The 14,304-nt window shown below is 45.9% G+C and carries 12 protein-coding genes; 5 read left to right on the top strand and 7 right to left on the bottom strand.

What is annotated here, in order from left to right:
* Window positions 1–248: 248 nt before the first annotated feature.
* The 6 genes from tnpC to RW114_RS07630 form a co-directional block, all read right to left on the bottom strand.
* Window positions 249–1,868: an IS66 family transposase gene (tnpC, locus tag RW114_RS07605; RefSeq protein WP_340122142.1), complete on the bottom strand. Its 1,620-nt coding sequence runs from the start codon at window positions 1,866–1,868 to the stop codon at window positions 249–251.
* 85 nt (window positions 1,869–1,953) lie between these two features.
* Entirely contained in the window at window positions 1,954–2,301 is a 348-nt protein-coding gene (gene tnpB, locus RW114_RS07610) for an IS66 family insertion sequence element accessory protein TnpB (protein ID WP_340122143.1), read from the bottom strand.
* Window positions 2,289–2,591, bottom strand: a complete 303-nt coding sequence (gene tnpA / locus RW114_RS07615; RefSeq protein WP_340122144.1) for an IS66 family insertion sequence element accessory protein TnpA — start codon at window positions 2,589–2,591, stop codon at window positions 2,289–2,291. Before tnpA ends, tnpB begins: the two co-directional genes overlap by 13 nt.
* A 308-nt stretch (window positions 2,592–2,899) precedes the next feature.
* Window positions 2,900–4,312: a PhoH family protein gene (locus RW114_RS07620; protein WP_340122145.1), complete on the bottom strand. Its 1,413-nt coding sequence runs from the start codon at window positions 4,310–4,312 to the stop codon at window positions 2,900–2,902.
* Between the two features lie 2 nt (window positions 4,313–4,314).
* Window positions 4,315–4,785 (bottom strand): peroxiredoxin, encoded by a 471-nt coding sequence (locus RW114_RS07625; RefSeq protein WP_340122146.1) that lies wholly within the window; start codon window positions 4,783–4,785, stop codon window positions 4,315–4,317.
* Between the two features lie 8 nt (window positions 4,786–4,793).
* Window positions 4,794–5,318 carry a glycine cleavage system transcriptional repressor gene (locus tag RW114_RS07630; protein WP_340122147.1) on the bottom strand — a complete coding sequence of 175 codons (525 nt, stop codon included), beginning with the start codon at window positions 5,316–5,318 and terminating at the stop codon, window positions 4,794–4,796.
* 42 nt (window positions 5,319–5,360) lie between these two features.
* Between RW114_RS07630 and RW114_RS07635 the strand changes: the two genes are divergently transcribed.
* Entirely contained in the window at window positions 5,361–7,961 is a 2,601-nt protein-coding gene (locus RW114_RS07635; protein WP_340122148.1) for an SPOR domain-containing protein, read from the top strand.
* A 328-nt stretch (window positions 7,962–8,289) separates the two neighbouring features.
* On the opposite strand, the gene epmB is transcribed toward RW114_RS07635, so the two are convergent.
* Complete coding sequence (epmB, locus tag RW114_RS07640) at window positions 8,290–9,300, bottom strand: EF-P beta-lysylation protein EpmB (RefSeq protein ID WP_340122149.1); 1,011 nt, start codon at window positions 9,298–9,300, stop codon at window positions 8,290–8,292.
* 84 nt (window positions 9,301–9,384) lie between these two features.
* Here epmB and efp point away from each other — a divergent pair, with 84 nt between their 5' ends.
* The 4 genes from efp to RW114_RS07660 all read left to right on the top strand — a co-directional run bounded on the left by efp (window position 9,385) and on the right by RW114_RS07660 (window position 14,187).
* A complete protein-coding gene (efp, locus tag RW114_RS07645; protein ID WP_340122150.1) occupies window positions 9,385–9,954 on the top strand; it encodes an elongation factor P in 570 nt (189 codons plus the stop codon).
* Window positions 9,954–10,931, top strand: coding sequence for an EF-P lysine aminoacylase EpmA (epmA, locus tag RW114_RS07650; RefSeq protein WP_340122151.1), 978 nt, complete (start codon window positions 9,954–9,956; stop codon window positions 10,929–10,931). Before efp ends, epmA begins: the two co-directional genes overlap by 1 nt.
* Window positions 10,932–11,261: 330 nt before the next feature.
* Window positions 11,262–13,568 carry an outer membrane protein assembly factor BamA gene (bamA, locus tag RW114_RS07655; protein WP_340122152.1) on the top strand — a complete coding sequence of 769 codons (2,307 nt, stop codon included), beginning with the start codon at window positions 11,262–11,264 and terminating at the stop codon, window positions 13,566–13,568.
* Window positions 13,569–13,686: 118 nt separating this feature from the next.
* A complete protein-coding gene (locus RW114_RS07660) occupies window positions 13,687–14,187 on the top strand; it encodes an OmpH/Skp family outer membrane protein (RefSeq protein WP_340122153.1) in 501 nt (166 codons plus the stop codon).
* Window positions 14,188–14,304 lie beyond the last annotated feature (117 nt).

Genomic DNA, 14,304 nt, shown 5'->3' on the forward strand with positions numbered 1-14,304 from the left:
TAGCATCAAAGCAGGACTCAATCAATTCGAGGACTTTGGGTTCGTCGGATAGTTGATTTAAGGCAGCGTTCAGCAGTTTGCGCTGGTGATGATCTAATTCACGGATTGCAGTAATTAATTGAAAAAACTCGGCGTTTTTCATGATGATCTCCAATTGAAAACCTACATGGCTTATTTTATGAAAAAGAAATAAAAAATTCCATAGTTAACGATGACATAGCCTTAATGTAAGCGGTCAACGCTACCAACTATCCATCATTATCGTGCTGTGTTTTAACGTCTTCGACCGGACGTGCAAACGGCAATAGTTCGTCGATACGGCTGTTGGGCCAGGTGGGTAGTTTTTCCAGGGTGTCTCTAAGCCATGCTGCCGGATCTATTCCGTTGAGTTTTGCTGTACCCAGCAGCGTTTGGATGGCGGCAGCCCGTTGACCCGCACGCTCAGAACCAGCGAATAACCAGTTCTTTTTACCAAGGGCAATGGGGCGGATGGTATTTTCCACCGGGTTATTGTCTATGGGCAAATGACCGGTTTCTGCATAGCGGATCATGGCAGGCCATCGTTTCAGCGTATAGTCCATGGCTTTGGCGGAGCCGCCGCCGTTGGCGGTGCTGGCGCGGGTTTGGGTGAGCCATTGATGCAATGCGTCGAGTACCGGTTGGCTTTGTTCCGCACGTAGCTGTTGGCGGGCTTCGATACCCAGCGCTTTGCCTTGTTGCTCGATAGCATACAGCTTGCCGATACGCGTCAAGGCTTCCAGCGCCATGGAGCTGGCATTGGCCTTGTGCAGATCGAAGAACTTCCGGCGTGCGTGCGCCCAGCAGCCCAGCTCAATACAGGGTGACGCTTCCTGGCGTGCAGCTGAGAACAAGACCTTGTAGCCGCCATAGTCATCGACCAATAAGTGCCCTTGCCACGTACCCAAGAACTGGCGTGCATGCTCCCCGCTTCGTCCACCCCGATAATCGAAGACGATGATCCGAGGACCTTCTTCCAGGTCGTTGCTGCGGTAGGCCCAAAGGTAGGCTCTTTTGGTTTTTCCACTGCCGGGATCGAGTTGCGGTACCGGAGTTTCATCGGCGTGGAGGGTGCCGCGCTCCAGCAGCATTTCAATAAGCCGATCTGCCACGGGTTGTAGCGCCACACCGGTGCGCCCGACCCATTCCGCCAGGGTGGATCTAGCCAAAATGACATGGTCGCGGGCGGCGATTTGTTCCAAACGATAGAGCGGCAGATGATCCAGATATTTGCTGACCATCACCCAGGTCAGCAAGCCTACCGCCGCCATGCCGCCATCAATGATAGCAGGCGGAATCGGTGCAGCGGTGATGGTTTCACAGGGACGGCAGGCGTATTGGGGACGGATGTGGCGGTGAACGAAGAACTTGGCGGGCTCGACATCCAGTTGCTCAGTGATGTCTTCACCTATCTTGACCAAGTCTTTACCACACCGACCGCATTGGCAGGACTCCGGTTCGTGGCGATGCTCAATGCGCGGCAGATGGGGTGGTAAGGGTTGGCGACCCGCGCGAGGGCGTTTAGGTTTGGTAACAGTGGAGCTGGAATGTTCGTCTTCGGCCTGCTCGACTTCTGCTTCAAGTGCTGCGATGTCTTCGTTGCAGGCTTCCTGGAACAAGTCGCGTTGTATACTGGACAACGCTTCATTCCTTACGCCATAGCGAATCCGTCGAAGATGAGCCAATTCCAGAATCAGGGCTTGGATTTTGAGGTCTTTGGCTTGAAGGTCCACTTGGTACTTTTCTGCTTCCTTGTTCGCCTGCTCCAGCAGCGCTTGAACCAGTGCCGCCACCTGTGTTTTGGCGGCAGCATCAAGGTTCAATTCATCTAGCTGGCTCAGTGCTTTCATGATAAGTATTTTACCATAAAAACACGCTGCATCCACTATAAATACTGGGTTTGCAGTGATTTTCCAAGCCAAAAAACAGCTCAAATCAGGTGTGTAAATAGTCGGGTAGTACAGCCGATAAACGTCGCCAATCGACCCCGGCAATTAGCCATTCCCACTGCGCTTGAGTAATCGAAAAGCAGCGCTCTCCTGACGTGGGCCAAATGAAATGCCCCTGATGTAACCGACGCTGACACAACCACACGCCGTTGCCATCCCACAGCAGAACTTTGATGCGATTACCGGAGGCGTTGCGAAATACAAAGGCTGATCCAACGCAGGACTGACCCAAGGTTTGCTGTACCAGTGTCGACAGTCCATCCATTCCCCGACGAAGATCTACGGGGGCTACGCTTAGCCAAATTTGGCCAGGGTTAGCGATCAAGCCAGGCATTGCAGCAACTCTGCCAGCCAACGGGGTGACACCGCCGTAGACAGCTCAAGTTGAGCACCCTGTGCAAGTCGAAGTATCATGCTTACTTCGGTGGTAGCGGCCGGAGCTGACTGGACTATTTGTATAGGAATGACTTCGAGAGGAACATCCTTATCCATGGCTAATTCATGCCGTGCCCACCGCGAGAAGGTTTTAGGATTGATGTCTTGCTGGCGACAATAATCCGCCTGGCTTAGTCCACTCTCATGCCAAGCGTTCACATGACGCCGCCATTGTGTGCTTATTTTCATTATTTATCCTCACTAAAAAATGTGAGGATGCCAGAAGTCGACCGGCTATTCTACGTGGTACGGCTGAGCGCTAACGTTACAATAAACCTTGGCTAGTATTGTTATGCTGGCATGAATGCCAGTTCTAGTCACATTGATATGAATGAATAATTTGGCATTACACCGAATATATGTCTCTACATTTTTTCGTGGCTTTCGTGCTTTTCGTGGACAGTGCGTAACATCAGTTTTTAAAAAATTGGTATCAGAAGCTATGTCTTGGCCGATCCATTGGCCATCATTTCGGCCAACATTGTTTAAGCCGGTATCTACAAAATATCTGAAGCGTAGTCGGCCAAGCGTGAACGCTCGCCGTGCCGCAAGGTGATATGCGCTCCATGAGGCCAAGTTTTAAAACGGTCTACAACATAGGTTAAGCCGGATGTTGTCGCCGTTAAATAAGGCGTGTCTATTTGCGACAGGTTGCCGATACAGATAACCTTGGTTCCAGGGCCTGCGCGGGTTATCAGGGTTTTCATTTGTTTTGAGGTCAGGTTTTGAGCCTCATCGATGATCAGGTAGCGATTGAGGAATGTCCGTCCGCGCATAAAGTTAAGCGACCTGATTTTGACCCGATTCATAATAATGTTACTGGCGGCGCCTTGTTCCCATTCGCCGTGTTCGGCATTACTGCCTAGCAGTTCGAGATTGTCGATTAACGCACCCATCCATGGCGCCATTTTTTCCTCTTCGGTGCCGGGCAGAAAGCCTATGTCTTCGCCGACGGGGACGGTTTCGCGGGTCATGATGATTTCCTGGTAGGCTTTGTTTTCTAGGGTCTGGTTAAGTCCTGCGGCCAGGGCTAATAGAGTTTTTCCGGTTCCCGCCGTGCCCAATAAGGTTACAAAGTCGATGCCGGGGTCCAGTAAGACATTGAGGGCAAAGTTCTGCTCCCGATTTTTTGCCGTTATGCCCCAGATATTGTTGTGCTTTGCACGATAATCCTTTGCCAATTCCAATACTGCAACCTGTCCGTCGCAAGATCTGACGATGGCTTCAAAATTGCTTTCGTCTTCGATGTACAGATACTGGTTGGGATACCATTCTGAGACTATTGGATCTTCCAGTTTGTAGAAAGTATTGTTTTTTTCATGCCAGGATTCCATTTTAGCGCCATGCACAGCCCAGAAATCGTCTTCCAATGCCATTGAGCCGCTGTAGAGCAGGTCAATATCATCCAGTGTCTGGTCGCTATGGTAGTCTTCGGCAAGCAACTCCAGGGTCGCTGCCTTGATGCGCATGTTGATGTCTTTTGACACCAAAATAACGTTGATATCGGGCAGTTTTTTGGTGAGCGCTAAGACGATTCTGAGTATGGAGTTGTCGGCAAGATTGCCGGGCATGCTTTCCGGCAACAGTGCGGTCATTTCGCTGGTTTGAAAATATAAGCGTCCGCTTGTTGTCTCGGTAGCTGGGCCGTGTTTTATGCTCGACAACGGTAGGCCGTCGTTGATGGTTTGCTGGTTGGCATCTTGGATTAATTCATCCAGAAACCGGCTGACCTGTCTGACATTGCGCGCCAGTTCGGTGAGGCCTTTTTTTGCATGATCGAGTTCTTCCAGAACAATCATCGGGATAAAAAGGTCATGTTCCTTGAAACGGAAGATGGACGCTGGATCATGCATCAGCACATTGGTGTCTAAGACAAACAGTTTTTTATCCGGTGATGTTTGGATGTTCATGGTTATTCGTCCGTGAGTTTATGTAAGGTTTGGAGTACTTCTTCACTATGGTTTTTAACTTTTACTTTGCGCCATTTATGGACCAGTAAGCCTTCGGGATCGATCAGAAAGGTACTGCGCTCGATGCCGCGCACCTGCTTGCCGTACAGGTTTTTCATTTTGATCACGTCAAACAGCTGACACAGTTTTTCATCCGGGTCTGAAAGCAGATCGAACGGAAATTCCTGTTTGCATTTAAAGCCTTCATGAACGCGGACGCTATCACGGGATACGCCTACGATGACGGCATTGAGCGCGATGAATTTTTCGATGTTATCGCGAAAACTTTGGCCTTCCTGAGTGCAACCGGGCGTGTTGTCTTTTGGGTAAAAATAAAGAACCAGGTATTTACCTCGATAGCCGCTTAGTTTTACTGTTTTATCGCCAGTAGATGAAGCCTCAAAATCGGGTACAGGGTTGCCGGGAGTTATCATGGTTAAGTTTATCGTTTTATGGGTTCAAGAATGGCATCTATATTTAACCGGTCGCAGAAATCCAGAAACTCTTCACGTAGCGACAGCAGGGGAAGTTGCGGTGGGATCAAAATCACGAATTTGGTTGAGAATACCGAGGTTTGAATGTACGGAGCCTGATAGCAGCTGCCGCTTATTTCCTCAATGTCTATCTCCCTGTCAAATAAAAAGGAGGTAATGGATTCTGTGACATTATCGCGATCCAGCGATATGGTTTCCAGTGAATAGGGAATACACTCTTTAGGCTTGTCTTTTTGCTCAGGCCGAAAGGTGTGAATTTTAATGTCCAGTCGTTTTTGGATAATGTCCAGGGTGCTTTCAAGTTTGGCAATCTGATTCCAGTTGCCCGAAATAAGCAGGTAGGCCGCAGTGGACTGAGCAAGACGGGATGACCTTATTTCCAAAATATTACATTTACAGTCGCGCACGGCGGGTAATATTTCGGCAATAAAATTAATTTTATGGTTGCCTAAGGCGGTGATGGCTAGTTGCATTTTTCTTCTTAAAAGTTTTTTTGGGAGTTTAGCATCAAATCGGTGAAACTTTATGAAACATTAAGTTTATTTGGTATTAAAATAATGAAAATTGTTTTTCTGCCGAAAAGTACTGAACGCTGCATTGACACTTTGTGGTTATCTTATAACTCATTGCTTAACTTGAATATGACTGATCCAATAGATAAAAAATTAAATGAAAAACGCGATAATCTTGATGCCATGTTGGACGAGGCAGATTCTTCTTCTGTTCTCCCGACGAATGAGTCTCAGGACGACGAAGATGCTATCGATAGATTGCTGATGAATGCCGACTTTGATGTCGATGATGCGTTAATACAAGCAGAGGCGAACAAGGATGTTGATGAATTAGATGATTTTTTAAGTTTTGACGATTTTGGGGCTAATTTTAATGAGCCTAAGATGGTTCGGCAGGACTCGCCTGGAACCGCAGCGGTCGAAACCGAGCAGTCAGAACAAGCTGTAGGGAGTTCAGCTTTTACTCAGTCAAATGAGCAGGAGGGTGACGAAGATGCCCTTGACAGGTTGCTGATGAGCGTGGAATTTGATGCAGACGGTGCGCCGGTGCAATCAAATAGCGATGTTCATGAAGCGTTGGAACAGGCTGAGGAGCCTTCATCCGCTGTTATAGAAGATGAGTTTGATGACTCTTTTGGTCTTAGTGATGATTTTGATGAATCGGATATGATTCAGAAGGATGAGCTTGAAGGACCGGCTCCAGAGGATTTAATTGCACCCTCATTAGTTGAAGAGCCAAGCATGGAAGTGGACGCTGTTGTGACTGAGACGCCGGATGATTTTTCAGACTTTAGTGACTTCATTGAATCGGACATAATGTCGTTAGCGGGTTCTGGGGAATCAGGCCCGACTACAGAGGATTCATCTTCTGACGATGTTGCCGACCTGTCGGATGAAGTGGATGATTTTTCTGGTGTTGATTTTGACGAATCGGATCTGATTCGGGATGATGAAGTTGAGACTTCGGCAGATTTGGTTGTGCCCAATGAACAATTCTCAGATGACAATGATAACTTGTTCCCTGATACCGGTTTAGATACGAAGGATGCGTTAGTACAAGCAGACGAAAAAACGGAAGCGCTTGACGATGCTGTTGCCGCCCTGCCAGATGAGGTGGATGATTTTTCCGGCTATGGCGATGATTTTGACGCATCAGGCCTGATTCAGGATGATGAAAATAGTTTTGCCAATCTATTCGCTGATGCTGATTCTGATTCCGAGGGTGCATTAGAACAAACGGGCGGAAAAAAAGATGCGATGGGTGATGATTCGGACTTGAGCAAAATTGATAATTTTTTTCAATTGGATGAAGTCAGTGATGATTTTTCTAAGGAGATGGAGGCGACTCAGTTAGCGGGCACTGATAAGTTATCAACAGAGGAAGATGATTTTCTGTTGCCTGACTTTGATATTACTGCCGATACGGAAATTTCCGAGATAGGCAGCGATGATGCAGGCATTCAAGAAGATGAGTTTGCAGATGCCTTTGGTGATACTGACTTCTTGAATGAAGATGCAACTATGCCGGCTTTTGAGCCGGAGCTGCAATCAAGCGGTAACGAAGCAGTTGCCGAATCCAAGCCGAAACAAACAGCTGACACGGTTATAGATGACACTGGAGATGTCATATTGAGTCCATTTGGATTTGAACGGGAAGACATTAAAAAACAGCTGGAAGATGCGGAAAATAAAGTTAAAAAAGCGAAGATCTTCGGTTATGTGGCGTTGGGGTTCGGTGTTGTTGCGTTAAGTGCAGCTGCTGCACTGGGCGTGATGACCCATAGTGCTAAAACTGAAGTTTCAAAATTAACTGAAGATGTTTCAGCTCTTGAGGCGGACTTGGCAAAAATTGTTGCAAACAATCCTAATGCAGAAATTAACGCTATGGTGAATTCTGTGGTGCAGTTGAATCAGCAGGTCTATGGGTTTATAACCGAGCTGAAAGGGAATCCCCAGTTTCCCGTTGATTTATTAAATACCAAAGTACCTGATATCGCGGTAAAACAGGATAGGGTGAGCAAGGCGCTGGACATGTTGCAGGCCAAAATTGGCGATTCAGAAGAGAAGTGGTCTTTAGCGTCATCCGATGTTGAACCGGCTAAGGTCGAAGTGGAGCCTGCGCCTGCGCCGGTTAAGGACGGTAATGTACAGGAGCATGAACCGACCAAAAAAGAGGGTGTTGCGCACGAGCATGCGCCGATCAAAGAGAAAGCCATGCATGGAACAGCTCCTGCTAAAGCAGAAGTAATACCTGAAGCGGTGCCTGCCAAAGTGAAAGCTAAGCCGGAAACAGTAACTGCTAAACCTGCATATGCCACCAAATCCGTTATTAAACAGGATGCCCGGAGAGTAATAAAGCAAGAGGTCGATGGAAAATGGGGGGTGAATTTGATCGCATTCAAACAGGAATGGTTTGCGAAAAGCAAGGCGGCTGAATTTGCACGCCTAGGTGTTATTGCCGAAGTGGTTCCGGTCCGTGAAAAGAATGTAACCATGTACCGGCTCCGAGCCGGAGGCTTTAAAAGTAAAGCAGAAGCGGTTTCAAATACGGCTAAACTCAAAAAAGCGCTTAATTTGGATTCGGTTTGGGTGAGTGATAACTAAGGTTAATGCCCTTTTAAGCCCCATTTAAGCAGGGATAAGCATTTAAAATTTGATAGCACTGATGTTATATCAATGTAGGAGCGATGCCATCATCGCGACGTCGCTCCCACAAGGGTCTCAGAGATTGTGAAAGTATTTACACCCTCCTGAAAAAATTATTTACCACAGAGAACACGAAGGACACGGAGAAAATTACAGCATTCATCAATGCATTAAAAACTTCGTGTTCTTCGTGGTTATTTCTTAGATCTATGCTAAAAACGAATTTTTTCACAGTCTCGCAGCTGTCCGCTTACCTTGCTCAAGTTAAGCCGCGCACGTTCCTAAACTATAAAATAGACAGTTTTGATGCGGCTCCGGCTTGTTCTTTGACCAGCTTTGGCACCAGATAGCCGGGCAGGGTGGCTTGAACTTGCCGGATAAGTATCAAGGCTTGTTGTTCAGAAACATCAAAATGTCCGGTGCCGGTGGCTTTGTCTAATAAATGCAAATAATAGGGGATAATGCCGTGGCTGAACAATTGTTCGCTCAATTCACATAGTACTTCGGCATTATCATTTATGCCTTTTAACAGCACCGATTGATTGAACACGGTGATGCCGCTGGTTTTCAGCAAGTTACAGGCGGCAATGACGCGGTCACTGATTTCATTGGCATGGTTGCAGTGCACGACAATGACGATTTGTTTGGGGCTTTCGGTCAGAGTGTTAATGAATTCACCGGTTATCCGGGCAGGCAGAACGATAGGCAGTCGGCTGTGTATTCTGATACGTTTTAAATGTGTGATACCGTTCAATTGCTGAATGAGTCGGCTTAGCCGCGCATCGCTGAGCAGCAAGGGGTCGCCGCCGCTTAAAATAACTTCCGAGATACTGTCATCTGCCTGAATATACTGGACGGCGGCCTCTTCCTTTTGTTTGCTGAGTTGCAAATCAGCGTACGGAAAATTGCGGCGGAAACAATACCGGCAATTGATCGCGCAGCTGCCGGTATTGATAAGCAAAACCCGACCGTGGTATTTATGTAAAACACCTGTCTGGGTGGCTGCCTCAAGATCGCCGACCGGATCATGGTTAAAACCCGGATAGGTGAGCAGTTCTTCATTTACAGGTAATACCTGGCGTAACAAAGGATCATGCGGATTGCCTTTTTTCATGCAGTCTGCAAAGCTTAGCGGAACGCGTAAAGGGAAGTTTTTAGTTGCAGCAACCGAAACCGGTAAGTCATCCGGCGATAACTGTAAGTAACGACAGAGGTCTTCAATGTTGTTAAAAGCTTCGGCAAGTTGTTGTTGCCAGTTTTTAGTAAAGTGTTGGATTTCGGAATATGGCTCTGACATGAAATGGCTTATTAAAGTTTCTATCGGTTGTTGGCTCTATTATAATGGCTGAGTTTTACATTGTTTGTCATCTTTGAGGATAAAATGGCCACTTACAGCACTAATGAGTTTAAAGCCGGGTTGAAAGTTATGTTGGATAACGATCCCTGTGCGATTATTGAAAATGAATTTGTAAAACCTGGAAAAGGCCAAGCTTTTAGCCGGGTAAAAATCAGGAATTTGAAAACCGGCCGGGTCATTGAAAGAACCTTTAAATCGGGTGAGTCGATTGAAGGTGCCGATGTGGTCGATGCCGAGATGCAATATCTTTATAACGACGGCCAATTCTGGCATTTTATGGTGCCGGACACTTTTGAGCAGTATCAGACTGATCAAAAAGTTGTCGGTGATGCGGGTAAATGGTTGAAAGATCAGGATTCCTGCACGGTAACTTTATGGAATGATTCGCCTCTTGCGATCTCGCCACCCAACTTTGTCGACTTGGCAATTATTGAAACAGATCCTGGTGTGCGTGGCGATACTTCGGGTGGAGGCGGCAAGCCTGCAACCTTGGAGACTGGCGCGGTAGTCAGGGTGCCTTTGTTTGTGCAAATTGGCGAAGTGATTAAAGTCGATACTCGTACCGGCGAATACGTTTCCCGCGTAAAAGAGTAGTGTTAGCTGACTGGCGGCCGTCATGCGCCATAGAGCTGATGCATTCAAGGGCGCGGATGCTGGCCGAACTGCGTCAGTATTTTGCGGAACGATCGGTGCTGGAAGTAGAGACGCCGCTACTCAGTCATAGCATTGGAACGGATCCTCAGTTGGAATTTTTTACCACTGAGTATTGTTTGTCACCACAGCGGCAAACTCTGTTTTTGCAGACATCGCCTGAGTTTGCGATGAAACGGCTGCTCGCAGCCGGCAGCGGTTGTATCTATCAGATAGGCAAGGCATTCAGAAACGGAGAGTCCGGGCGTTTTCATAATCCTGAGTTTACGATGCTGGAATGGTATCGGGTCGGCTTTACCTTGCCGCAGTTAATGGATGAAATCACCGAACTGTTTGCTGGTCTGTTTAGAGAGCAGTCGTTACAGGAAACTCAAAGAGTCAGTTATCAGGACGTATTTGTTTCGTATACCGGTTTAGATCCCCTGATATTTTCCTATCAGGACTATTGCGGATTTGCCATGGAAAGCCAAATACCTGAAGCGGTGGATATTTGTGGACACGATCATGGGTTATGGCTGGATTTTATATTTAGCCATAAGGTTCAGCCGCATTTGGGTGAAAACGCGTTGTGTATGGTTTACGGTTATCCCGCTTGTCAGTCGTCATTAGCAAGAATCAATAAAGATAATGCGCAGGTTACTGATCGAGTTGAATTGTTTATTAATGGTGTTGAGCTGGGCAATGGGTATTATGAGCTGGCGGATGCTAAAGAACAAAGCAGGCGATTTGACCGGGAACTGGCTATTCGGCAACAAGAAGAATTGCCTGTTGCCGTTAAAGATCAACGTCTTATTGCGGCTTTGGAATCAGGATTGCCGGAATGCTCAGGTGTGGCTATAGGTCTGGACCGTTTGTTGCTGCTATTGTCGGGTAGCGCCTCTCTTGATGAAGTGCTTAGTTTCCCTATTCGTCGGGCTTAAGTTCGTTTAACTATTTACTGTGATATAATTCGGCAGTTTTTCAAGATTGCCCCATACTGTTATATTTGTAACTGCTCTGCAGATGCTGGCTTTATGAGAATATGGATTAGACGGGTTTAAACAGCTAGCTAAAAAGCCGAAGCCAAATTCGTAATATACCTTACTAAAATACCTTAATACCTTAATAACTTTATCTGTCATCTGTATGAAAAATCTTCATTTTATCAGTCCTTGCCAGTCCACTTCGTGTCGCCTAGAAGAGCCTACTTTTGGCATTTATGTTCTATTTTGCTAACTGCTGAGTAGTTACTTTTATTTTTAGAATTCCACATGAAATTAAATATTTTTTCTTGCTTACTATTGCTGTTGGTACTTGTTTCTCAAGTAGTTAAAAGTGATGAAGGGTTTATTGTGGAAGATATTCAAGTCAAAGGCCTTCAGCGCATCTCTGTGGGTACTGTTTATAACTATCTCCCTGTCAATGTGGGTGACAAGTTTTCATTGGATAATGCCGCTCTAGCAATCAAGGCACTTTTCAAAACCGGTTTTTTTAAGGACATTTCTCTGGAAAGAGAAGGTTCAACGCTGATTATTAATGTGGTAGAGCGACCCTCGATTGCAAAAATCATTTTTGAAGGCAATAAAGACCTGAGTAAAGACGACTTGACTAAAGCCTTAAAGAAAATTGGTTTGGCTGAAGGCAAGGTATTTGACCAGCAGGTGTTGGATAAAGTCGAGCAGGAATTAAGTCGGCAATATTTCAGTCATGGTAAATACGGCTTAAAGATAACTACGGAGGTATCCAATCTCACCCGGAATCGGGTTGGCATTCATATCAAAATTTCTGAGGGCCGGGTAGCAAAGATCAAACAAATCAATATTGTCGGCAATAATGCTTTCGATGATAAGACGCTGTTGCGCAATCTGGAGTTGAACACCTCTAATTTGCTGTCGTTCTACACCAAAGACGACCAATATTCCAAGCAAAAGTTGTCGGGAGACTTAGAAACCTTGCGCTCCTATTACCTGGATCGCGGTTATATTAACTTTAGCATTGAGTCCACGCAGGTGGCCATTACCCCGGATAAAAAAGATATTTACGTCACCATTAATGTCAAAGAGGGTGATATTTATATGCTGGAAAAAGTCAAATTAGCCGGTAATCTGGTCGTTGCACCTCCCGAGCTTATTAAGCTGGTCAAGGTCGGTCCTGGCGAGATTTTTTCCAGAAAAAACGCTACCGAAACCTCTAAAGCCATTTCTGAACGCTTGGGTGATGACGGCTACGCTTTTGCCAACGTCAACATGATACCGGAAATCAACGAAGCCCAAAAAACCGTTGATATGACTTTTTTTGTCGATCCGGGCAAACGCGTTTATGTCAGACGTATTAACATGAAAGGTAATAGTAAAACCCGTGATGAAGTACTGCGCCGCGAAATGCGGCAGATGGAATCCAGTTGGGCTTCAAGTTCAAAAATTGAACGGTCAAAAACCCGGCTTGAACGTTTGGGCTATTTTGAAGAAGTGAATGTTGAAACACCTCCGGTTACAGGCACTGCTGATCAGATTGATGTTAATTATTCGGTAGTAGAAAAGCCTTCCGGAAATTTGTCGGCGGGTGTGGGATTTTCTCAAGTCCAAGGGATAGTGTTGAACGCTAATATTGCCCAGGATAACGTGTTTGGCTCGGGCAAGCGGGTAAATGTTGCCTTTAATAATAGTAGTTATGCGACAAGTTATCAGTTTGGTTTTTTTAATCCTTATTTCACTGTGGATGGTGTCAGTCAGGGCTATAATTTAGGTTATACCAAGCGCAATGCCGGTCAAGTGAACATTGCCAATTATTCAACCAACGTGATGAATGCAGGGATAAATTTTGGCATCCCCCTGAATGAATTCGACAGCTTACGTTTTGATCTCGATGCAAAACATACCGAGCTGAGTACCACTGATTTTTCATCCACTCAAATTCAAGATTTTGTTGATAAGCAAGGCAGTACCTATCTGACACTGGCGCCGTCAGTGGGTTGGACTCATGACACCCTTAACCGGGCAATCTTCCCGAATAAAGGTGGGCAACAGCGGTTTTCTGCGTTGGCGACAGTCCCCGGAAGTGACCTGGAATATTATAAAATTGGCTATAAACATCAGCTTTATTTGCCTTTGGCGAAAGATTTTACGTTCAGACTGCAAGCTGAAGCGGCCTATGGGGATGGTTACGGAAAGACAGATAGCTTGCCTTTCTTTGAAAATTATTTCGGGGGCGGTACGGGATCTATACGCGGCTTTAAAAATAATACGGTGGGTCCGAGAGAATCCAATGGTTTTCCGTTTGGCGGCTCCAGTAAAATCATCGGCAATGCCGAAATGTTTTTCCCGGTACCTTTTATGCCGGAGACAAAATCAGTCAGGTTAGGCACCTTTTTGGACGCCGGAGCAATCAATAATGGCTTTAAAGCGGATAACATGAAATATTCTGTCGGGGTTTCCGGTGAATGGTTGTCGCCTTTCGGTGCTTTATCCGTTAGTGCCGCATTACCGTTAAATGCTGAGCCATCTGGAACGTCAGATCTTGGTGTTGCAACAGGGGATCAAAAACAGATGTTTCAATTTAATTTTGGTCAGAATTTCTAGAAGAAGTTGTTTTTGTCGCAGGGGCTACCGGCCTGTAGCCCCTGCGGTTATAATCTGCCAAAATAGCCGTATTTTTTAATCATTATTTATTTTAATTTCACCAGAGACCTGTTTAACAATGAAAACGAAAATTGCTTTATTCTTAGGATTGTTGCTTGCTGCTAACGTGAGCTATGCTGATTTAAAAATTGGCTTTGTCAATATACCAGCCGTTCTTGAAAAAGCCCCCCAGGCAGAAAAAGCCAAAAAACGTCTGGAACAAGAATTTTCACCGCGAGACAAGCAACTGGTTGCTCAGCAAAAAGAAATCCAAAGTATGGACGAAAGAATGGCCAAAGATGCGGCGGTCATGGGTGAGTCGGCGCGAGCCAATCTGGAAAAAGATATTTTAAATAAGAAAAGAGATGCAAAAAGAGCTCAGCAGGAGTTTAGTGAGGATTTTAATGCGCGTCGTAATGAAGAGTTGGGCAAGCTACAACGTCGTATCGTTGAAGCTATTCGGGAAATAGCCAAGGATCAAAATTTCGATTTGTTACTGACTGATGGCGTTATTTATGCCAGTGAAAAAATCGACGTAACGAGTCAAGTTCAACAAAAGTTGTCAACCATGCCGGAATAATCATATATATCAATTTTTCAACTATTCACACTCAATTGCTATTGAAGATTAGGCGAATGGCACAAGGGGCGAAAGGCGAAAAAACTAAACTTCAATATGGTTGTTCTTTGCCCTTAG

Source organism: Methylobacter svalbardensis (genome assembly GCF_037671525.1).
Classification (GTDB): domain Bacteria; phylum Pseudomonadota; class Gammaproteobacteria; order Methylococcales; family Methylomonadaceae; genus Methylobacter_A; species Methylobacter_A svalbardensis.